Below are 19,696 nucleotides of genomic sequence, written 5' to 3'. Positions count from 1 at the left end.
TCAGTCCCTCGGATCGTCCGGATCGAGGCCGTGCAGCGGGAAGATCGCGCGGCGGGTGTCGCGGATGGCGATGTCGACCGGCTCGTCCGCCCCGTCTCCCCACGGGGTGAAGGCGGTTTCGCGGTCGTCGGACATGCTGGGCGGGATCTCGGCGTTCGGCGCCGCCCTGGAGATCGACGCGACCCAGTTCGGCGGCAACGCCGTCGCCGGGTCGACGTCACGGTCGAGCACGGTGGCGAGCAGATGGGTCCAGGACCGCGGCACCACCCGGATCAGCTGGTAGCCACCGCCGCCCACGGCGAGCCAGCGGCCGCCGGCGTGCGCTTCGGACAGTTCCCGTAGCCGCCGGTAGATGGCGCGATGGCCGTCCACCGAGAGCGAGAGGTCCGCCAGCGGGTCTTCTTCGTGCGAATCGACTCCGCACTGGGTGACGAGGATCTGCGGCCGGAACTGCTCCAGCAGCGACGGCACCACCGCGTCGAACGCCCGCAGCCAGCCGCCGTCGCGGGTGCCGGGCGGCAGCGGGAGGTTGACCGCGGTGCCCTCGGCGCCGCCCTTCCCGATCTCCGCCGAGTAGCCGGTGCCCGGCCACAGTGTGAACGGGTGCTGGTGCAGGGAGACGGTCAGCACCCGGGGGTCGTCGTAGAACGCCGCCTGCACGCCGTCGCCGTGGTGGACGTCGGTGTCGACGTAGGCGACGCGATCGAAGCCGTGGTCCAGCAGCCACGAGATCGCCACCGAACAGTCGTTGTACACGCAGAAACCCGACGCCCTGTCCGGCATCGCGTGGTGCAGCCCGCCGGCGATGTTCACCGCCCTCGTCGCCTCGCCGTCGGCGATCTTGCGCGCGGCCAGCAACGTCGAGCCGACGACCAGCGCCGAAGCCTCGTGCATGCCGGTGAACACCGGGTTGTCCTCGGTGCCGAGCCCGTGCGCGAAATCGGCACCGGTCATCGGCGCCTGCCGGACGGCCTCGATGTACTCGCCGATGTGGACGCGGCGCAGCTCGTCGTCACCCGCGGGCCCGGGGACGAGCAGTTCGACCCCGTCGAGCACGCCGAGTTCGGTGGCGAGCCGGATCGTGAGTTCGAGCCGCACCGGATTGAACGGATGCTCGCCGCCGAGGTCGTAACCCAGCAGCGAGGAGTCCCATACGACGGCCGGTGCTCGCATGGCACGGACTCTAGTGCCCGAAAGCGGCTCATGCCCCGTCTCCGGCCGCCGCGCGGGTCAGCCGGGCAGATCCCCCGTGGCCACCGGGCGCTCCGGATCGCGGGACCAGTGCGACCACGAGCCCGCGTACAGCGCCGCGGACTCCGGGTGGCCGGCGACCTCGAGCGCGAGAACGACGGACGAGGCGGTGATGCCGGATCCACAGTAGACACCGACCGGGGTCTCCGGATCCACGCCGAGTCCCTCGAACCGCTCGGCCAGTTCCGAGGCGTCGCGCCAGCGGCCGTCCTCCGCGAGATGCCCGGAGAAGGGCGCGTTGACCGCGCCGGGGATGTGCCCGGCGCGCGGGTCGATCGGCTCGGTCTCCCCCGCGTACCTCGGCTTGGCGCGGGCGTCGAAGAGCAGCCCGTCCCTCGCCAGCGTGGCGGCCTCGGCCGCCTCCAGCACCGGCATGCCGCCGGGCTTCACCACGATGTCGCCCTCCGCGGGCGAAGGGACCTCACCGGTGAGCGGACGCTCTTCCTCGGCCCAGGCGGCGAACCCGCCGTCCAGCACGGCGACCTCGGCATGACCGGCCCAGCGCAGCAGCCACCACGCCCGCGCCGCGACCGAACCGTCGGAGTCGTCGTACACCACGACAGGGTGACCGGAGCGGATCCCGGCCGCCCGCAGATGCCGTTGCAGGGTTTCCGGCTCGGGCAGCGGATGGCGACCGCCGTCACCCGGCTCCCCGGCGAGCGCGGTGTCGAGGTCGACGTACACCGCACCCGGGAGATGTGCCTCACGGTAGGACTCGGCACCGGGCGGGCCCGCGAGCCGCCAGCGGACATCGAGGACTACGGAGCGTGCCGATTCCGGCCCGGAGAGCTGCGCGGCGAGTTCGCTGGTGGTGATCATGGGGCGCATGGGCCCATCTTCCCGCGCCTCGCGGCTCCACGCCCAGCTTGGGGGACTTTTCCCGCCTCGGGGCTTGTTGTCCCCACGCCTGCGTCGCTGTCAGTGCCAGCGACTACGATGAGCAACGCGGACGAAGGGGACAGCGTGAACGATCTCATCGACACCACAGAGATGTACTTGCGTACGATCTACGAGCTCGAAGAAGAGGGTGTCGTCCCGCTGCGGGCCCGGATCGCGGAGCGGCTGCAGCAGAGCGGCCCGACCGTGAGCCAGACCGTCGCCAGGATGGAACGCGACGGGCTGGTCGTGGTCGCGGACGACAGGCACCTGCAGCTGACGGAGCACGGTCGCGAGCTGGCCATCGCGGTCATGCGCAAGCACCGGCTCGCCGAGCGCCTCCTGGTCGACGTGATCGGCCTGGAGTGGGAGCACGTCCACAACGAGGCCTGCCGCTGGGAACACGTGATGAGCGAGGCCGTCGAGCGCAAGCTGGTCAAGCTGCTCGACCACCCCACCACGTCGCCCTACGGCAACCCGATCCCGGGGCTGGACAAGCTCGGCGACGGCGATCCCGCCCCGCCGGCCGAAGCCGACCTGGTGCGGCTCGACGAGTTCGCCCGCATGGGTGGCGGCGAGGTCGAGATCCGTCGCATCGCCGAGCACGTGCAGCTCGACGAGACGCTCATGACGGAGCTCAAGTCGGTCGGCATCGTGCCCGGCAGCCGGGTCAAGGTCGGCAAGGCGGCGCCCGGCGGGACCATCGAGGTCACCGGCGGGAACAACACCGCGCAGGTGCCCGTCTCGGCACTGCACGCCGTGCTGGCGCAGGCCAGGTGAGCGCCGCGTCCGACGCCGCGGAGACCTTCCAGGCCTTGCACGGCCGGGCTCCCGCGGGAGTCTGGTCCGCCCCCGGCCGGGTGAACCTGATCGGTGAGCACACCGACTACAACGACGGTTTCGTGCTGCCGTTCGCCCTCCCGCACCGGCTCGCCGCAGCGGCGACCCCGCGCGAGGACGGCGTGCTGACCGTGGCCACCCTCGGCTCGGACGGCCGCGTCCAGGAATCCGGTCCGCTCACCATCGCGGATCTGCGGCCCGGCTCGGTCGAGGGGTGGGCCGCGTACCCGGCGGGGGTCGCCTGGGTCCTGCGCGACCAGGGTCTCGGCGGCGGCGCGGACGTGGCGATCGCGGGGGACGTGCCTTCCGGGGCGGGACTGTCCTCCTCCCACGCGCTCGAATGCGCGGTGGCGCTCGCCCTCCTGGGGCTGGCAGGCATCACCCCGGGAACCGGCGCGGGTTCGCCGACCCTGCACGAGGTGGCGCGCTGGGTGCAGCGTTCGGAGAACGACTTCGTCGGGGCGCCGACCGGTCTGCTCGACCAGACCGCTTCCCTGTGCTGCACGGAATCGAACGTGCTCTTCCTCGACGTCCGGTCCGGCGAACTGGAGCAGGTGCCGTTTCCGCTGGAGGAATCCGGCGTCCGGATCCTGATCATGGACACCCGCACGAAGCACTCGCACGCCGAGGGCGGCTACGGCGAACGCCGCCGGGGCTGCGAACGCGCCGCGGAACTGCTCGAGGTCAAGGCGCTGAGGGACATCGGCGTCGACGGGCTGGACGCCGCGCTCGCCAAACTGCCGGAGGACCTGGTGCCGCTGGTGCGCCACGTCGTGACGGAGAACCAGCGGGTCCTCGACACCGTGGATCTGCTGCGCGCCGGCCGGATCACCGAGATCGGCCCTCAGCTGGACGCCTCGCACGTCAGCATGCGCGACGACTACCGGATCTCCACCCGTGAACTCGACCTCGCCGTCGATTCGGCCCGCGAGGCCGGCGCGCTCGGCGCGCGGATGACCGGCGGCGGCTTCGGCGGTTCCGCCATCGCCCTGGTCCGCGAGTCCGATGTGGACACCGTGGGGCGGGCGGTGAAGTCCGCGTACGAAGCGGCGGATCTGCGCCACCCCAGGCTGTTCACCGCGGTGCCGTCTCGTGGCGCGGGCCGCGACGAGCTCTGGTGAAGAGTTAGGGGTCGCTCCGGTCTCGGAACTCGATGACACCGGAATCTCACCGCGGCGCTCACGCGTGCGCCCGGATGTTGACGATGTGGGGAATGGGACGTTGAGTGTCCCGATTCCCACATCGTCGAGGCGGGTGGGCTCTCGCCAGGCGGGTGTCGCCTTTCGCCCGTCCCTCAAGTGAAGCCTTTCCACCCCCGGGCGCGCGGGGTGCCCGGGGGCGAGGACACTGGGCCGCGACCGCATCCGCAGCAGAAAGGCGCGAACGTGACCGACGAACCGACCAAGACCCTGAAGCTGATGGTGACGGGCGGAGCCGGTTATGTGGGCAGCGTCTGCGCGGCCCGCCTCATCGAGGCCGGGCACGACGTCACCGTGGTCGACGACCTCTCCACCGGGCACGCCGACGCGGTGCACCCGGACGCCACCTTCGTCGAGGGCGACGCCGCCGAAGTCGCGCGGCGCGTTCTCGGCGACGGCTTCGACGGTGTCCTCCACTTCGCCGCCAAGTCGCTGGTCGGCGAGTCGATGACGGATCCGGCGAAGTACTGGGAAGGCAATGTCCTGACCTCGCTTCGCCTGCTCGAGGCGATGCGCGACCACGGCACGAAGCGGCTGGTGTTCTCCTCCACCGCGGCCACCTACGGCGAGCCCGAGTCGTCCCCCATCCCGGAGACGGCGCCGACGCAGCCGACGAACACCTACGGCGCGACGAAGCTGGCCATCGACCACGCGATCACGTCCTTCTCGCGCGCCCACGGCATCGCGGCCGTCAGCCTGCGCTACTTCAACGTCGCGGGCGCCTACGGCTCCTTCGGCGAGCGGCACACCACCGAAACGCACCTGATCCCCCTCGTGCTCCAGGTCGCCACCGGGGACCGCGAGCGGATCCAGATCTTCGGTGACGACTACCCGACCGCGGACGGCACGGCCATCCGCGACTACATCCACGTGGTCGACCTCGCCGAAGCGCATCAGCTGGCCCTGCGCCACGCGGTGGACGGCGAACACCGCATCTACAACCTCGGCAGCGGCACCGGTTTCTCCGTACTCGAGGTGATCGAGGCCTGCCGCCGCACCACCGGTCACGAGATCCCCGCCGCCGTCGCGCCACGCCGGGCGGGCGACCCCTCGGTGCTGGTGGCCTCCAGCGAGCGAGCGGGCGACGAACTCGGCTGGAAGCCGGAGCGCACTGACCTCGACGGCATCGTGGCCGACGCGTGGGCGTTCACGCGGTCCCGCCAAACGGCCCGAGGCTGAGCGCGGGCGGCTCTTCTTCCCGCTGCCGCAAGACGAGACCGGCCACTTCGGACGGAGCCAGCATCGCGTCCAACGCGGCTGTCAGCAGTCGGGCCAGGCTGTGTTCCGGATCGACTTCGCACGCTCTGGCCAGCGCCATCCCGGCGACGGCGAGATCACCGCGGGCGTAGGCGGCGTGCGCCTTCAGGCACAGTGCCTCGGCGGACTCCGGCTCCGGTAGCTCTCTGGCGAGGCGGAGCCAGAGGTCTTCCGCGGTCCGCGCCAGCGGCGACTCCGCTGGAGCGGCGGTGAGCAGACAGGCACCCCGGACCTCGACGAGGGACAGCGCCCAGGCCAGCCGGACGGCTTGATCGTCGGTGATCTCCTGATCGCCCCGCTCGAAACGGGCGAGTGCGGCGTTGACCTCGTCGAGCCCGGCCTCGACGACGGAGTGCTCTCCCCACGGCGGGCCGGCCAGCCTGGTCAGCAGGTCTGAGCGCCGCGCGAGCGTTTCCGCCGGGCCGGCTTCGAAGAGGCGCTCCAGGGCCTCCCTGCTCTCGCGGATGACGTGGCCTTCGCCGGTGGCGACCGCGGCGATCACCGACTCGCGAGGGTCGGGAAGGATGCCGCCGCAGTTCTTCTCGCGGTAGCACCCCCATCGGACGCCCGCGGTGATGGACGGCACCCACAGCGGATGCAGCACGGGGATGCCGTACTCGGCGAGCGAGGATTCCAGGCGCCGGACGAAGCGGCGGCGCGGCGGGCGCCCGGCGGGATTCGGGAGACCTCCGCCGACGACGGCGACCGTGGCACCGGTGTGCGCGGTCGCGGCGAGCCGGGCCGCGAGATCGAGCGCCTGGTCTCTCTCCAGTCCGGGCGGCGGGAGGTCCACGCGCAGGGTGAGGCCCTGCTGTTTGCGGTCCGGCCCGCGCTGCCCGAAGACGACGACGGAGTTCTCGGGGTGGAACCCGAGGATGTACGGGATCGCGGCGAGCAGGTCCGCCGGATCCTTCAGATCGACCTTGGTCCTGCCGGTCGGGGTGGTTGTGGTCATGCCCCCACCTTGCGGCGGGAAGGGGGCCGCCGGGTGGGGGCATGACACATCTGTGGACAACCGGGAGCGTTGTGGACGACCGCCGCCGGACCGGCCGAGGGGACGCCGATCCTGTCGGTGGGGTGGTCTATCGTGCCCGGCCCCTCGAGATCAGCCGCAGTGTTCGAACGGGCTCTCGTAGGCGTTCGAGCCGACCGAACCGCCCCACTTGACGCAGGTCGTGGCGGCCGTCTTCTTCACCGGCCCGGCGTAGTAGGTGAAGCTGCCGGAGTCGGTCGTACGAGCCGAACCTTGGACTTCGAGGAACGCCGAAACCGGCGACGCGGTGCCGAGCGAAACCGCCTTCAACGTGGTCACGCAGTTGGCCTTGGTCGAAGCGTTGTAGAGCAGGTACGCGGTGCCGGAACCCCCGGCGAGCGCCTGCGAGTCGACCACGGAGAAGCCGCTGCCGCACACCTCGGTGGCTTCGTACGGGTTACCGCCGCACGAGTTCTTGCTGGTGAAGTTCGTGTGGGCGAAGTACGGCACCGCGACCCCGTTCAGCTTCGCCTTCTGCGCCACTCCGTTGAGCCGCTCTTCGAAGTGCAGGTGAGGGCCGGAGACGCCGCCTGTCGCGCCCGCCGTGCCGAGCTGCTTGCCGAGGCTGACGGCCTGGCCGACCGAGACCGACTGGGTCGACAGGTGGGCGTAGCGGGTGGTCCAGCCGCCACCGTGGTCGACCTCGACCCAGCGCCCGTAACTCGTGCTGCCTTCGTTGGCGACCCGGGAGACGGTGCCGCCCGCCGCAGCCACGACCGGCATGCCGGTGATCCCCGACTTCTGGAAATCGACCGAGTTCGCCGGGCTGTGCCCGCTGAACGTCGCGGCCGTGACCGTCACGCCGCATTTGAACGGGACCTGGAAGTTCGGGGCGGCCGACGCCTGCGTCGTACCGGCCAGGGTCAGGCCGAGCGCGGGGATGACGGTGGCCGCGGCGAGCACAGCGAGGCGTCGCAACCTGGACATGGGGACCTCCATCGAGTGGGGAAGCCGGACCCGGCGAAGCAAAGCCGGAGGAAATACATTTTCCATACAAGCCCGAGGTCGGGTGGGTGTTTTCCACCGGAAACGCCGAATGCCACGTCCGGGCGGACGTGGCATTCGGGGACGGACCGGCCTGGGCTCAGCCGAAGGCGGCGCGCAGCGCGGGCTTCCCGCCCGCCACCGGCAGCACCACGGTGGTCCGGTTCAGTTCGAGCGAGATCCCCGCACCGGCCTTGGGCCGGAGCGTGTAGTCGTGATCGCTGGAGGCCAGCAGGAACTCGATCTTGTGCCCCGTCGCGAGCAGGTAGTCCTTCGCCACCAGCTCGACGTCGATCCGGTAGTTCTCACCGGGGGTGATCGGGTCGGTGCGGGCCGGGTCACGACGGTTCTGCGGGTCGGTCCAGCCTCGGCTGATCACCTTGGCCGTGCCGTTCGGGGCGCGGTCGACGAGCACCGCAGTCACGTTCGCGGCGGGCTTGTCGAAGGACACCGACAGGCCGACCTTCGCGGTGCCCGCGAGGCGTACGGGCTGCTTCGCCGCGGTGGTCGAGTACAGCAGCCGGTTACCCGAAGAGGCCGCGTTGGCGAGCTGTTCGACGGTCTTGCTCGCGTCGTCGGCCAGTTTCTCGACGGCGGGCTTGCCCGGAACGGCGTTGCTCGTGTCGAGCTTGCCCTTCGACGAACCACCGGGCCACGGGTAGAGCTTCACGTCCTGGGTGCCGGGCAGCGGCCACTCGGGCTCGTCCACCCACGAGTTGTCCTCGCGCTGGATGGTGGCCTTCGGCTCGCGCTCGATGCCGTTGTCCAGGCCGTAGAGGTAGTGCGACATCCACTTGTTGAGCGTGGCGAGCCAGACGTCGCGGCGGAGGCTGTACGGGTCGGCGTGACCGGACTGGTGCAGCCAGATCTTGTGCTCGACGCCGTGCTGCTTGAGCGCCTCGTACCAGCGGGTGCCCTGGTCGGTCTTGACGTTCCAGTCGTTGAGGCCGTGCACCACGAGCACCGAGGCCCGCACCTTGCTCACGTCGTTGCGGTAGTTCCGCACGTCCCAGAAGGGGCTGTAGTCGCCGGTCACCCGGTCCTGGTCGACCGCGATGCCGTCGATCAGCGGACGGCAGGCGGCGCGATCCTGGCGTGTGTAGACGTAGTCGGCGAGCACGTCCGCGTCCTCGCCCTGGAAACCGCCGGCGGCGACGACGGCGCCGTCGTTGCGGTAGTAGTCGTACCAGCTGGAGATCGCCGCGATCGGGACGATCGTCTCCAGTCCCTTCACGCCGGTGCTGGCCACCGCGTTGGGCAACGTCCCGTTGTAGGACACGCCCGTCATACCGGTCTTGCCGGTGCTCCAGTCCGCGACGGCGGCCTTGCCCGCCGCGTCGCGGGCGGTCGCGCGGCCGTTCAGCCAGTCCACAATGGACTTCGCGCCGATGGTCTCGTTGACGTCCCCGGTGCTCGGGCAGCCGGTGGACTGGCCGCTGCCGAGCGACTCCCCGTACACCACGGCGAAGCCGCGGGCGGTGAAGTAGTCCTGGTAGCGCCAGCTGATCGGCGCCGCGTTCGGGCCGACGGTCTTGGTCGCGATCCTCGGGCCCGCGGGGGCACGCTTGGCGCCGGGCACGTACAGCTCGACGTCGACGTTGTGGTTCGCGACGTCGTTGCCGCCCGCGTAGTACGGGCTGGCCTGGTAGACGACCGGGACCTTCATCCCCTGCTGCGTCGCGCGAGGACGCACCACCTCCGCGTGCACGAGGTCGTCCTTGCCGTCACCGTCGCTGTCGACCGGTGCGGTGACCCAGACGTTCTCCCGGATGACGTCCGCCGGGTTGAACACCGGTTGCGCCTGACCGTCCTTGAAGACCGGCGTCGGCGGTGCGTCGGCTTGGGCGGGCAAAGCCGTCGCTGGAAGAACCAGAACGGCGGTGAACAGGGCGGCGAGCCTGGCGACTCTCACGTGACCCCCAAAGGCGGGCGGGCAAGACGCAGCTGAGGTTTCCGGCCACCCGAACAGGTGTCAAGAGACTAACGTCGGGGGCATGCCGAGCACCGTGGAAGCACCGATCGTCGCCGTCACCGTCTATCCGCACCACGCCCGGATCACGAGGCGGGCCTCAGCGCGTCTGGACGGCGAAACACGCTTCGCCTTCTCCGGCTTGCCGTGGAATCTGGACACCGATTCGGTCCGTGTCACGGGTTCCGGTCCGGCGGTCATCGCCGGGGTCGACGTCGCCGTCGAGCGTCATCCCGCGCCCGCGGACGCTTCCCTGCGCGCGCTGACCGAGCGGCGGCGGGCCGATCAAGCGGTGGTCGACGAGGTCGCGGACGCCGTCGCCGCGGAGAGCACGAAGGTCGATCTGCTGACCGGGGTGGCGAAGAGGAGTGGTGGCAGTTTCGCGAAAGCCCTCGCGGCGGGCACGGCGGAACCGCCCCGGGTCGCCGAAGTCACCGACGCGCTCGGCACCCAGCTGGCCGAGGCGCTGGGGAAACGCCGGGAACTCGGCATCCGGCTCGCCGGGCTCCGCGACGACCTCGGCGCGCTGGACCGGGAGATCCAGGCGAAACAGGGCGTGTCCGAAGTGGACAGCGCGACGGTCACTGTCGAGCTGGAGAGCGAGGAAGACGGCGCCGAGATCGGGCTCGAACTGTCCTATGTGGTCTCGAACGCGAGCTGGGAACCCGGCTATGACGTGCGTGTCCGCGGCGAGGACGTCTCGGTGACCTGGTACGGGCGGATCACCCAGCACACCGGCGAAGACTGGCCCGAATGCGACCTCGCCCTCTCGACCGCGCGACCGGCGAACACCGTGGAGGTACCGGAACTCGAACCGTGGTTCCTCGACCGAGTGCGACCGGTCGAACCGGTGATGGCGCGAGCCGCGTACGGCAGCGCGTCACCGGCGGGCGGCGGGATGCCGGAAGCGGCCGGTTTCCGGAACCTGGCGGCACCCGCCCCGGCGATGGCGGTGCGGACCGCGACCGCCGAAGAGGGCGCCACCGCGGTCACCTACCGGCCCGGACGTCCGGTGGCGGTGCCTTCGGGAGCGCAAGGCCACCGCACGACACTGGCGCAGCTCGAACTGACGGCGAAACTGGGCTACATCACCGCTCCCGCGCGGTCGCCGGAGGCGTTCCTGCGGGCGACCGTGGTCAACACCTCGGAACACACCCTGCGGCCGGGTAAGGCGTCGGTGTTCCACGAGACGGAATTCGTCGGCACGACGAGGCTCGAAGTCTGGGCGCCGGGCGAGGAACTCGAACTCGCCCTCGGCGTGGACGACCGGATCCGCGTCGACCGGGAACTCTCGCACCGCACGGCGAGCAAGGCGACCCTGTCCGGCGTCCGCAAGCGGGAGGCCGCCTACACCACGACGATCAGCAACCACAGCCCGCGCGAAGCCGTCGTGACCGTGCTGGACCAGGCGCCGGTCTCTCGCGACGAGGCGATCACGGTTCGCGACGTCCGCGCCGTGCCGGATCCGGTGGAACGGACCGACATGGGCGAGATCACCTGGCGGCTGACGCTCGCCCCGGGCGCGAAGGGCGTCGTGACGCTCGGGTACCGGGTGGACGTCGCGAAGGGTGTCGAGCTTTCGGGCTGGCGGGAGTAGCTGGTCGGCGATGAAGGATTCAGGACACTCAACGTCCCAATTCCTTCACCGTCGACTTCGACGTGCCGCCCTAACGCGACTTACCACTCACGAGACTCTCCTATCCGGTCCGCGCGGTGCATCCGTGAAGGCCTCCTTCCCTACCTTGAGCGTAGGGAAGGAGGCCTTCACGGACCGAACCTGCGATCGACGGATCAGCCCTGCGAGATGTACGCCTCTAGCTGTTCCTGGCTCTTCTCCAACTGCTCCATCCGCGTCTTCACGACGTCGCCGATGCTCACGATCCCCGCGAGCCTGCCGTCCACCAGGACCGGGACGTGCCGGATGCGGCGTTCGGTCATCAAGACCGACAGCTGGTCCACCGAATCCTCGGGGGTGCAGCTGGCGACCAGCTTCGTCATGATCGCGGCCACCGATCCGTCGAGTAGCTGGGGCCCGCGCTCGTTGAGCCGTCGCACCACGTCCCGTTCGGAGACGATCCCGACGATCCCGCCGTCGTCGTCGACGACCACGAGCGCCCCGACGTTGTGCTCCGCGAGTCTCTCGAGCAGTTCGGTGACGTTCGTCTCCGGCGAGACGGTCGCGACGGCCGCCCCCTTGTTCCGCAACAGATCGGAAATCCGCATACGCGCTCCTCCCGGATGGGTGACCTGAGTCACTCCAGGTTATGGCCTCACCGCCGTGCGCGAAAGTCCGGAGAGTCCGGTTCGAGGCCGAGCCTGGTGGCGAGCGCGTCGTACGCCTGGATGATCCCCCTGCCGTACGGGTCTTCGCCGAGTGCGCCGAGCGTCTTCCGGCCGAGCGCCCATTGGGCCTTCGCGGCCTCGTGATCACCTAGTTTGCGGAAATCTTCGGCGAGATTGAGGTGCAGCGACGGGTAGAACCCGCGTACGGCCAGGGTCGCGTGGTACTCCTTGGCGCGTTCGTCGGTCAGTGAATCGGCGGCCTCGAGCGCGCGGAGATCCCAGGCGAGCTCGTCGGCCGGGTCGTCGCAGACGTCGGCCATGTAGTGCGCGAGCGCGCACCGGTGCAGCGGGTCGCCGTCTTCGCCGATCCGCTCCCACAGTGCCGCGAACTTCTCGCGCGCGCCGTCCCGGTCACCGGAGATGTGCAGCTGGAGGCCGGTGTGGATCTCGGCCATCACGTCGTCGGTCACGCGACCTCCGAAGCGGGCGCCGCCCAGGTGTTGCACGCCGCCGTCGTCTTCCCGGAGAACCCCGCCTTCGCCCACTTCAGCTGGTTACGACGGGTGCCGTGGGTGTCGCTGTCGTCGGTGCGGCCGTAGTTGTCGAGCGCGTCTTTGGCCAGCGCCGTGCTGATCGACCCGCGTCCGGCGGCGGCCGTGAGGGCGAGCGCGCCGAAACAGTTCGCCTGGAGTTCGATACGGCGGACGAGTTCCTTGTCGGCCGGGGAGTCCTCCTCCGGCGAGGACATCTTCTCCGCGGCCGCCGACAGGATCCCGCTGGAGCGCTGGACGTGGTGGCCGTACTCGTGGGCCATCGTCGCGAGGTGACGGGACCTTTCGAGGCCGGCGTCGCTCAGCATCCATTCGGTCGGCGCGTAGATCGTGGTGTCTCCACCGCAGTAGTACGCGACGGCCTCGGTCTCGCTGGGCACCTTCCCGCAGGCGCTGGTCTCGGGCAGCGTCACCTGCACTTTCGCCGTCAGCGTCGGCTCGTTCGCCTGGTCCAAAGCCGGTTTCCAGGCTTCGGCGAGACAGGAGGCGAAAGTCTTGTAGTACGCCTCCAGCTTCGCGGGGTCGCGGCTGATCCCCGGCAGGCGGCAGGTGACCGCGTCGAGCGCGATCCCTTCGGCCAGCAGCGGGTTCGTTTCCAGTTCCCGCACCTCCTTGGGCGCGGGTTTCGCGGTCCCGGCGGGCGCCTTGGCCCCTTCCGAGGTGAACGCGCCGGACGCGGGGAGGGCATGACCGTCGATCTTCCGCGGTCCGCCCGCCATCGCCATCCCGGCGGCGGTCAAAGCGGCCACGACGAGCACGCCGACCACGGCGGTGCCCGTGTTGCGGGGGCTTTCGGTGCCGGTCATGGTCTCCCTCGGGCGTGCGAGTCTCCAGCATACGGAGGAGAAGCAGGTCAGCGAAGACAAGCGCCGGAAACGGACACCTGGTGGCGCCGGAGCGGAAGCCCCGGCGAGACTGTCAGTATGAGTGACGAGGACCCGTACCTGTGGCTGGAAGACGTGACCGGCGAAGAAGCGCTGGACTGGGTGCGAGCCCGCAACGCCGAGGCGCTGGCGGAACTGTCCACCGGCGAGCGGTTCGCCGGGATCCGTGACGAGGTCCGCGAGGTCCTCGACGCCGACGACAGGATCCCGTACATCCGTCGCCGCGGTGAATACCTGTACAACTTCTGGCAGGACTCGGCCAACCCCCGCGGCCTCTGGCGCCGCACCACCCTCGAGCAGTATCGGCTCGACGCGCCGGAGTGGGAACTCCTGCTCGACATCGACGCGCTGGCCGAGACCGACGGCGAGAACTGGGTGTGGCAGGGCGCGGCCGTCCTCCGGCCGGGCTATCACCGCGCGCTGGTCGAACTGTCGCGAGGCGGCGCCGACGCGACCGTGGTCCGCGAGTTCGACCTCGACGAGCGCCGCTTCGTCGAAGACGGGTTCTTCGTACCCGAAGCCAAGACACGGATCGGCTGGATCGACCGCGACCACGTCTACATCGGCACCGATTTCGGTCCCGGGACGCTGACCAGTTCGGGCTATCCGAGGCTGGCGAAGGAATGGCGGCGCGGCACCCCGCTCGAAGAGGCGACGGTGATCTTCGAGGGCAAGCCGGACGACGTTTCGGTGTCCGCCCACCACGATCCGACCGAGGGATACGAACGCGACTTCGCCTACCGGTCGATCGACTTCTACCGCACGGAGCGGTACGTCCGGACGCCCGGCGGGCTCGAACGGATCGAGGTCCCCGAAGACGCGCAGACGTCCTCGCACCGCGAATGGCTGCTGATCCGGCTCCGCTCCGATTGGACCGTCGACGGCACCACTTACCCGTCCGGAACCCTGCTCGCCTCCGGTTTCGACGCGTTCATGGCAGGCGAACGCACCTTCACGACGCTCTTCACCCCCGACGCGCACACGTCGCTGGAGTACTGGGTGTGGACGCACAACCACCTGCTGCTCTCGACGCTGTCCGACGTCCGGACGGAGCTGCGGGTGCTCACGCCGTCGGACGGCTGGAGCTCCCAGCCCCTCGCCGGCGCCCCGGAACTGGGCACCGCGCAGATCACCGGCACCGACCCCGACGTCAGCGACGAGTACCTGCTCGACTCCAGCGGGTACACCCAGCCGTCGACGCTGAGCTACGGGCACGTCGGCGGTGACGTCGAAGTCCTCAAGCGCGCTCCGGCGTTCTTCGACAGCGAAGGCAAGACGGTCTCGCAGTACTTCGCGACGTCCGAGGACGGCACGAAGATCCCCTACTTCGTCGTACGCCCCTCGGGCGCCGAAGGTGGGCCGACGCTGCTGACCGGGTACGGCGGCTTCGAGGTCTCACTGACCCCCGGTTACAGCGGCGTGATCGGCCGCGGCTGGCTCTCGCGCGGCGGCACCTACGTCGTCGCGAACATCCGCGGCGGCGGCGAATACGGGCCGGACTGGCACACCTCGGTGACCAAAGCCAAGCGGTACAAGGTCTACGAGGACTTCTCCGCCGTCGCCGCCGACCTCGTCGAACGCGGTATCAGCGAACCTTCCCGGCTCGGGATCCAGGGCGGCAGCAACGGCGGACTGCTGATGGGCGTCATGCTCACTCGCTACCCGCACCTGTTCGGCGCGATCGTGTGCCAGGTGCCGCTGCTGGACATGAAGCGGTACCACAAGCTCCTCGCGGGAGCGTCGTGGATGGCCGAGTACGGCGACCCCGACGATCCGGCGGAATGGGACTACATCGGGAAGTACTCGCCGTATCAGAACGTCCGAAGTGGACAGGAGTATCCGCCGATCCTGTTCGTCACCTCCACGAGGGACGACAGGGTGCACCCCGCCCACGCGCGCAAGATGGTCGCGCGGATGCTGGAGCAGGGGCACGACGTGCGCTACCACGAGAACATCGAGGGCGGGCACGGCGCGGCGGCCGACAACGAGCAACTGGCCTTCAAATGGGCGCTGATGCTCGAATTCCTGTGGGAGAAGCTCGACGGCTGACAAGCCGGGAAGGGGACTTCCCGGCCGGAAGTCCCCTTCCCGCGGTCACGCGGTCACCCGCGCCAGCACGACCCCGCCCACGATCAGCGCCATCGCGGCGAACCGCCCGAAGCTGAGCGGGTCCTTGTGGACCACGATGCCGAAGACGATCGCGCCCACCGCGCCGATCCCGGTGAACACGGCGTACGCGGTCCCCACCGGAAGCGAGTCCATCGCCTTCGAAAGCAGGTAGACCGCCGCGACACCGAGTACGAAACACAGCACTGTCGGCCAGAACCGGGTGAAGTTCTCCGTGGGCTTGATGCTCTGCGACCAGGCGACTTCGACGACGCCGGCCAGGAGCAGGATCCCCCAGCCCATCAGGCGGCCGCCCCGGGTGAGGCGAGCTCTTCCGCCGCCCGCAGCGCCGCTTCCCGTGACGCGGCCCTGTCGGGATCGCGCGGGCCGAGTCGCGGGTCGACGAGCGCGTTCGTGAGTTCGGAGTGCAGGAACGTGACGTCCCGGACGTCGTAGTGCCCGGCGAAGAAGTCTCGCAGGTAGCGCTCGTGATGATCCACCGGCTCCCGCGGCGTTCCCGGCAGGTAGGTGCCGCCACGGGCCCCGGCGACCACGAAAGCCTTGCCCGCCAAGGACATTTTCGGGAACGTCACCTGGTCGATCCACAGCTTGAGCGTCGCGGGGATCGAGAAGTTGTACATCGGCGCCCCGATCAGCACGACGTCGGCGGCGAGCAGTTCGGCCAGCAGGGGCTCGAGTACGGCCCAAGCCTCGCGCTGCTGCGGCGTCTTCACCACCGAGGCGTAGCCGTCCGGATCGGTGATCCCGGCGGTGAGGAGGGCGTCGCAGATCTCGGTCCAGGCCTGGCCGATCGGCGGGACCGGCTCGGCGGCGAGGTCGCGGTAGGTGTAGCTCGCGCCAGGGTTCGCGGCACGCCAGACCTCGGCGAAGCGAGCACTCAGCTCGCGGGAGAACGACGCGCTGCGGGCGCTGGAGTCGAGGTGGAGAAGGTGGCTCATCGGGCCTCCCGGACCGGGAAGTGGACACGGCGTCCACTTGCTTCGACCGGTACAAGTGGACGACGCGTCCGGATATTCCCTAGGCTGCGGACATGCCGACAGAAGATCTCCTCGCGACCGGTCCGGGACGGGAACGCTCGGACGCCGCCCGTAACCGCGCGAAGATCCTGAAGGCCGCTGAAGAGCTCTTCGCCGCACGCCCGGCCGCGGAAGTCACGATGGAGGACATCGCCAAAGCCGCCGGGGTCGGCCGCGCCACGCTGTACCGCCGCTACCCGGACCGCTCGGCGATCGCCGTCGCCCTGCTGGACGAACACGAGCGGGAACTCCAGGAGCGACTGCTCACCGGCCCTCCCCCGCTGGGCCCCGGCGCGTCGCCCGCCGAGCGGCTGGCCGCGTTCTACGCGGCGATGACCGGCCTGCTCGCCCGGCACGCGCATCTCGTCCTCGGCACCGAGGTCGGGCATTCGCGGTTCACCACCGGTCCGTACCGGCTGTGGCGCACCCACGTCCGCTTCCTCGCCGAGCAGGCGGGCGCCGGGGATCCGGACGCGCTCGCCGACATCCTGCTGGCACCGCTCGCCCCGGAGGTGTTCCTCTATCAGACCGGCGAGCTCGGTCTGAGCCCCGAACGCATCACCGGCGCGCTGAGCGAGCAGGCGCGGCGAGCGCTTTCCTGATCAGCCGGCGAGGTCGTCGACGACGATCTTCAGCACGGCCTGCCAGTGCTCACGTTGCGCGGCCCGCTCTTCCGGCCCGGCGAGCCGCTCCTGATGGAAGACCACGACCGTCTTGTCCGGCCCGGCGTCGCGGAGCGCCACCTGGACCGTGCTTTCGTGGCCCCAGCCCTTCGGCCGCCAGGTGAGGCGGATCTTCTCGCGTTCGCGGTAGCCGCGAACCTCGCCGACAGTGCCCTCGGCCGTCTCGTAGGGCGCGCCCTTCGCCGGGTCGAGCCGTACGTCGCCCAGCCAGGTCGCCAGACCGGGACCCGAAAGGTAGTCCCAAACGTGTTCCAGCTGATACGCCACGGTCTTGGACACGCCGATCTCCCAGCCCGCGTCCTTGGTCTTGCCGATCATGCTGTAACCGCCTTACCTGGTTTGTGAAACCGACTATAGTGGTTACATGACTCCGGGAACAAGGCTGCTCGTCAACGCCCGAGGCGAGCGGTATCGGTTCGATCCGGGCAGCCTCAGCCTCGAACTCATGCTGACCGGCGGCCCGGGCCCGTACGAGCGCTACGAGATCGCACACGCGCCGTCCGACCTCGCCGACTGGTTCACCGGTTCCCGGCTGGCGCTCACCGCGCCGCTGACCGACGTCCAGATCCGGCCCGCCGAACTGGCCGCGCTCAAGACACTCCGGGACTCGCTCTACCGCGTCGCCCCCGCCCTCGCCCGGGGCGAGGCGCCGTCGAGTGACGACCTCGCCCTGCTGAACGACGCGACCGGCGCGACCCCGCGGCCGGTGATCGACCCGGAAACGCGGCGGCTCGCCTGGGCACCGCCCGTCACCGGGAAACAGCTGCTCGGCGCCGTCGCGCGCGACGCCATCGGCCTCGTCGCGGGCGAACGGTCCGGCCGCGTCCGCGAATGTTCCGCGGACGACTGTCATCTGCTCTTCTTCGACACCTCGCGCTCGGGCAACCGCCGTTGGTGCTCGATGGAGCGTTGCGGCAACCGCGCCAAGATCCGTGCCTACCGGGCGCGGACCGAAACCGCGTGATCGCTAGGATTTCCGGCGATGCAGGGTGAGGCGAAACTGGAACAGCGCGTCGTCGAGGCGGCAGAAAAGCTGTTGTCCAAGCGGAAATCGGTGACCGCGCTCGAAGTCCTGACCGCGATCGGCTGGCTGCCGGAGAACGTCCTCGAGGCCTGGCGGCACGGCCGGCTCCCCGCTTTGACGGCCGCGCTGCCGGTGAACGCGGAAAAACTGACCTTCACCCTCAAGGCGCTTCAACGCTGGGCGAAGGGGAAGGCCCTCGAAAACACGGAGATCGAGCACCTCGGGGCGACTCGCGATCGAGCTCCCCTGAAGGTGACCTCGGGCGAGCTGGCCGCTCTCGAACCCTTGTTCCGGACGCAGTGGATCATGCCGGGCCTGTCGGCGGCCAAACGGGCACAAGTCGTCGCCCGGCAACAGAAAGCGCCGGACCTCGTCGTTTCCGTGGCGCTGAAGGACTGGCTGTGCGCCGACTGCGGCGGTACCGGCGACCTGCTGTTCCTGGAGAACGAAAAGCCGCACTGCCTCGACTGCGCCGACCTCGGTCACCTGGTCTTCCTGCCCTCCGGCGACACCGCGCTGACCCGCCGGGCGAAGAAGGCGAGCCGGCTTTCCGCCGTCGTCACCCGGTTCAACCGTTCACGGAAACGCAGCGAGCGGCAAGGACTCCTCGTCGAGGACGCGGCGTTGCGCGCCGCCGAGGAACAGTGCCTCGCCGACGAGGACGTCCGGGAACGACGCCGCGGCCGTGATCGCGAGCGGCGCGAGAAAGAAGACGTCGAGTTCACCGCCCGGTTCTTCGCCGCGATCACCGAGATGTTCCCCGGCTGCCCGCCGGAACGAGCGCGTGCCATCGCCGAACACGCGGGCCTGCGCGGCAGCGGCCGGGTCGGCCGGTCCGCCGCCGGACGAGAACTGGCCGAGCGCCCGGTGTTCCTCGCCGTCGTCGCCTCGATCCGGCACCTGGACACCGAATACGACGACCTCCTCATGGCAGGTGTCGAGCGACAGGCCGCCCGCGACCGCATCCACGCGACCATCGAAGCCGTGCTCGACCGCTGGCGATCCTGACCTCTGTCACCTTTCGGGCGCCGGCCTCGTCCAGGGTGGATGAACTCCGCCTATCTCACCGTGGCCATCGTGACAATCGTGATCAACGCCGGGATCGCCGCCGCCGATCTCGCGCGGGTCCCGTTCGTCCTCAAGAACTCCGCCGAAGTCGACGTTCCGCCGTCCTGGATCCCGCCCCTGGCTTCGCTGAAAGCGGCGGGCGCGATGGGACTGCTGCTCGGCCTGCTCGGAGTGCCGTACATCGGGACAGCGGCGGCGGCCGGGCTCGTGCTGTTCTACGTCGGCGCCGTCATCACCCACGTGCGCGCCCGGGTCTTCTACAACATCGCCTTCCCTGCCGGCTTTCTCGCGCTGACGGTCGCGACCTTCGTCCTCGACCTGGCGTAGTGAGGGATTCAGAACAGCACGCCTACTGGCCCGGGAACTCAGATTTCCCGACCACGCACGAAATCAGCCCACAACGCGGACACCCGCCAAGCCCCAAGGGCAGGTGCAGCCCGACGCGCTGAAGCCACAACTATGCTCAGTTTCGCCACCACGCGAACCATTCGCCGCCAGCACAACACATGCCATCGAAAGAACAGGGAATCTGACGATGTTGACGACTAAGAACATCCCGCTTGGACCACTAGCGGGCGTCGAATTGACCCTGTGGTGCACAAAGTCCGGCAGCCTCTGGCATGGCGACCGTGATTGCACTGGCCTGAAGCA

20 protein-coding genes are annotated in these 19,696 nt (G+C 69.8%); 9 read left to right on the top strand and 11 right to left on the bottom strand.

Annotation, left to right across the window (positions count from 1 at the left end; all coding sequences use genetic code 11):
• On the bottom strand, nt 1–1,173 hold the full coding sequence (locus HDA45_RS33935; protein ID WP_184902294.1) for an acetoin utilization protein AcuC: 1,173 nt from the start codon (nt 1,171–1,173) through the stop codon (nt 1–3).
• A 57-nt stretch (nt 1,174–1,230) separates the two neighbouring features.
• Nucleotides 1,231–2,079 carry a sulfurtransferase gene (locus tag HDA45_RS33930; RefSeq protein ID WP_184902291.1) on the bottom strand — a complete coding sequence of 283 codons (849 nt, stop codon included), beginning with the start codon at nt 2,077–2,079 and terminating at the stop codon, nt 1,231–1,233.
• Nucleotides 2,080–2,187: 108 nt separating this feature from the next.
• Here HDA45_RS33930 and HDA45_RS33925 point away from each other — a divergent pair, with 108 nt between their 5' ends.
• The 3 genes from HDA45_RS33925 to galE all read left to right on the top strand — a co-directional run bounded on the left by HDA45_RS33925 (nt 2,188) and on the right by galE (nt 5,345).
• Complete coding sequence (locus tag HDA45_RS33925) at nt 2,188–2,907, top strand: iron-dependent transcriptional repressor DtxR (RefSeq protein WP_221471315.1); 720 nt, start codon at nt 2,188–2,190, stop codon at nt 2,905–2,907.
• Nucleotides 2,904–4,088 carry a galactokinase gene (galK, locus tag HDA45_RS33920; RefSeq protein WP_184902287.1) on the top strand — a complete coding sequence of 395 codons (1,185 nt, stop codon included), beginning with the start codon at nt 2,904–2,906 and terminating at the stop codon, nt 4,086–4,088. Before HDA45_RS33925 ends, galK begins: the two co-directional genes overlap by 4 nt.
• 297 nt (nt 4,089–4,385) lie before the next feature.
• Nucleotides 4,386–5,345: a UDP-glucose 4-epimerase GalE gene (gene galE / locus HDA45_RS33915; protein WP_221472768.1), complete on the top strand. Its 960-nt coding sequence runs from the start codon at nt 4,386–4,388 to the stop codon at nt 5,343–5,345.
• On the opposite strand, the gene HDA45_RS33910 is transcribed toward galE, so the two are convergent.
• The 3 genes from HDA45_RS33910 to HDA45_RS33900 form a co-directional block, all read right to left on the bottom strand.
• The gene (locus tag HDA45_RS33910) at nt 5,314–6,378 is read right to left on the bottom strand and encodes a DUF4192 domain-containing protein (RefSeq protein WP_184902283.1); all 1,065 of its coding nucleotides are present in this window, start codon (nt 6,376–6,378) and stop codon (nt 5,314–5,316) included. The two genes, galE and HDA45_RS33910, sit on opposite strands and share 32 nt — an antisense overlap.
• Before the next feature lie 150 nt (nt 6,379–6,528).
• Nucleotides 6,529–7,383 (bottom strand): M23 family metallopeptidase, encoded by an 855-nt coding sequence (locus HDA45_RS33905; RefSeq protein ID WP_184902281.1) that lies wholly within the window; start codon nt 7,381–7,383, stop codon nt 6,529–6,531.
• A 157-nt stretch (nt 7,384–7,540) separates the two neighbouring features.
• Entirely contained in the window at nt 7,541–9,352 is a 1,812-nt protein-coding gene (locus tag HDA45_RS33900; protein WP_184902279.1) for a Xaa-Pro dipeptidyl-peptidase, read from the bottom strand.
• A gap of 82 nt (nt 9,353–9,434) precedes the next feature.
• Between HDA45_RS33900 and HDA45_RS33895 the strand changes: the two genes are divergently transcribed.
• A complete protein-coding gene (locus HDA45_RS33895; RefSeq protein ID WP_184902277.1) occupies nt 9,435–11,006 on the top strand; it encodes a DUF4139 domain-containing protein in 1,572 nt (523 codons plus the stop codon).
• A 194-nt stretch (nt 11,007–11,200) separates the two neighbouring features.
• Here the strand turns inward: HDA45_RS33895 and HDA45_RS33890 are convergent, their stop codons facing one another.
• The 3 genes from HDA45_RS33890 to HDA45_RS33880 are packed head-to-tail and all read right to left on the bottom strand — an operon-like array spanning nt 11,201 to nt 13,049.
• Nucleotides 11,201–11,632, bottom strand: a complete 432-nt coding sequence (locus HDA45_RS33890; RefSeq protein ID WP_184902275.1) for a CBS domain-containing protein — start codon at nt 11,630–11,632, stop codon at nt 11,201–11,203.
• 47 nt (nt 11,633–11,679) lie between these two features.
• Entirely contained in the window at nt 11,680–12,162 is a 483-nt protein-coding gene (locus HDA45_RS33885; RefSeq protein WP_184902273.1) for a hypothetical protein, read from the bottom strand.
• Nucleotides 12,159–13,049, bottom strand: a complete 891-nt coding sequence (locus HDA45_RS33880) for a neutral zinc metallopeptidase (protein WP_184902271.1) — start codon at nt 13,047–13,049, stop codon at nt 12,159–12,161. The genes HDA45_RS33885 and HDA45_RS33880 overlap by 4 nt, the downstream gene beginning before the upstream one ends.
• Nucleotides 13,050–13,166: 117 nt before the next feature.
• Here HDA45_RS33880 and HDA45_RS33875 point away from each other — a divergent pair, with 117 nt between their 5' ends.
• A complete protein-coding gene (locus HDA45_RS33875) occupies nt 13,167–15,176 on the top strand; it encodes a prolyl oligopeptidase family serine peptidase (RefSeq protein ID WP_184902269.1) in 2,010 nt (669 codons plus the stop codon).
• 45 nt (nt 15,177–15,221) lie between these two features.
• Here HDA45_RS33875 and HDA45_RS33870 read toward each other — a convergent pair whose 3' ends face one another.
• Both HDA45_RS33870 and HDA45_RS33865 read right to left on the bottom strand, forming a co-directional pair.
• Entirely contained in the window at nt 15,222–15,536 is a 315-nt protein-coding gene (locus HDA45_RS33870; protein ID WP_184902267.1) for a DMT family transporter, read from the bottom strand.
• Nucleotides 15,536–16,192, bottom strand: coding sequence for an FMN-dependent NADH-azoreductase (locus HDA45_RS33865; protein WP_184902265.1), 657 nt, complete (start codon nt 16,190–16,192; stop codon nt 15,536–15,538). The genes HDA45_RS33870 and HDA45_RS33865 overlap by 1 nt, the downstream gene beginning before the upstream one ends.
• 92 nt (nt 16,193–16,284) lie before the next feature.
• Between HDA45_RS33865 and HDA45_RS33860 the strand changes: the two genes are divergently transcribed.
• Nucleotides 16,285–16,872 carry a TetR/AcrR family transcriptional regulator gene (locus HDA45_RS33860; RefSeq protein WP_184902263.1) on the top strand — a complete coding sequence of 196 codons (588 nt, stop codon included), beginning with the start codon at nt 16,285–16,287 and terminating at the stop codon, nt 16,870–16,872.
• Here the strand turns inward: HDA45_RS33860 and HDA45_RS33855 are convergent, their stop codons facing one another.
• A complete protein-coding gene (locus tag HDA45_RS33855; protein WP_184902261.1) occupies nt 16,873–17,271 on the bottom strand; it encodes an SRPBCC domain-containing protein in 399 nt (132 codons plus the stop codon). It lies immediately after the preceding gene.
• Between the two features lie 46 nt (nt 17,272–17,317).
• On the opposite strand from HDA45_RS33855, the gene HDA45_RS33850 reads away from it, so the two are divergent.
• From HDA45_RS33850 to HDA45_RS33840, 3 genes are read left to right on the top strand one after another with little or no spacing between them, the layout of a single operon-like run.
• On the top strand, nt 17,318–17,917 hold the full coding sequence (locus tag HDA45_RS33850; RefSeq protein ID WP_184902259.1) for a CGNR zinc finger domain-containing protein: 600 nt from the start codon (nt 17,318–17,320) through the stop codon (nt 17,915–17,917).
• Between the two features lie 18 nt (nt 17,918–17,935).
• Nucleotides 17,936–18,985 (top strand): DUF2293 domain-containing protein, encoded by a 1,050-nt coding sequence (locus HDA45_RS33845; protein ID WP_184902257.1) that lies wholly within the window; start codon nt 17,936–17,938, stop codon nt 18,983–18,985.
• Nucleotides 18,986–19,024: 39 nt separating this feature from the next.
• A complete protein-coding gene (locus tag HDA45_RS33840) occupies nt 19,025–19,372 on the top strand; it encodes a DoxX family protein (RefSeq protein ID WP_184902255.1) in 348 nt (115 codons plus the stop codon).
• The last annotated feature ends 324 nt before the right edge of the window (nt 19,373–19,696 follow it).

This window comes from Amycolatopsis umgeniensis, assembly GCF_014205155.1.
Classification (GTDB): Bacteria; Actinomycetota; Actinomycetes; order Mycobacteriales; family Pseudonocardiaceae; genus Amycolatopsis; species Amycolatopsis umgeniensis.
Note: the sequence above shows the minus strand (reverse complement) of the source record. Positions and strands in the feature narration are given on the sequence as shown.

Bases quoted from the DNA above. Each gene is read 5' to 3' on its own strand.
- HDA45_RS33880 (WP_184902271.1), bottom strand. From the start codon at position 13,049: ATGACCGGCACCGAAAGCCCCCGCAACACGGGCACCGCCGTGGTCGGC.
- HDA45_RS33840 (WP_184902255.1), top strand. From the start codon at position 19,025: ATGAACTCCGCCTATCTCACCGTGGCCATCGTGACAATCGTGATCAAC.
- HDA45_RS33845 (WP_184902257.1), top strand. From the start codon at position 17,936: ATGCAGGGTGAGGCGAAACTGGAACAGCGCGTCGTCGAGGCGGCAGAA.
- HDA45_RS33935 (WP_184902294.1), bottom strand. From the start codon at position 1,173: ATGCGAGCACCGGCCGTCGTATGGGACTCCTCGCTGCTGGGTTACGAC.
- HDA45_RS33865 (WP_184902265.1), bottom strand. From the start codon at position 16,192: ATGAGCCACCTTCTCCACCTCGACTCCAGCGCCCGCAGCGCGTCGTTC.
- HDA45_RS33850 (WP_184902259.1), top strand. From the start codon at position 17,318: ATGACTCCGGGAACAAGGCTGCTCGTCAACGCCCGAGGCGAGCGGTAT.
- HDA45_RS33870 (WP_184902267.1), bottom strand. From the start codon at position 15,536: ATGGGCTGGGGGATCCTGCTCCTGGCCGGCGTCGTCGAAGTCGCCTGG.
- HDA45_RS33875 (WP_184902269.1), top strand. From the start codon at position 13,167: ATGAGTGACGAGGACCCGTACCTGTGGCTGGAAGACGTGACCGGCGAA.
- HDA45_RS33905 (WP_184902281.1), bottom strand. From the start codon at position 7,383: ATGTCCAGGTTGCGACGCCTCGCTGTGCTCGCCGCGGCCACCGTCATC.
- HDA45_RS33890 (WP_184902275.1), bottom strand. From the start codon at position 11,632: ATGCGGATTTCCGATCTGTTGCGGAACAAGGGGGCGGCCGTCGCGACC.
- HDA45_RS33855 (WP_184902261.1), bottom strand. From the start codon at position 17,271: ATGATCGGCAAGACCAAGGACGCGGGCTGGGAGATCGGCGTGTCCAAG.
- galE (WP_221472768.1), top strand. From the start codon at position 4,386: ATGGTGACGGGCGGAGCCGGTTATGTGGGCAGCGTCTGCGCGGCCCGC.
- HDA45_RS33930 (WP_184902291.1), bottom strand. From the start codon at position 2,079: ATGCGCCCCATGATCACCACCAGCGAACTCGCCGCGCAGCTCTCCGGG.
- HDA45_RS33895 (WP_184902277.1), top strand. From the start codon at position 9,435: ATGCCGAGCACCGTGGAAGCACCGATCGTCGCCGTCACCGTCTATCCG.
- HDA45_RS33860 (WP_184902263.1), top strand. From the start codon at position 16,285: ATGCCGACAGAAGATCTCCTCGCGACCGGTCCGGGACGGGAACGCTCG.
- HDA45_RS33910 (WP_184902283.1), bottom strand. From the start codon at position 6,378: ATGACCACAACCACCCCGACCGGCAGGACCAAGGTCGATCTGAAGGAT.
- HDA45_RS33925 (WP_221471315.1), top strand. From the start codon at position 2,188: ATGAGCAACGCGGACGAAGGGGACAGCGTGAACGATCTCATCGACACC.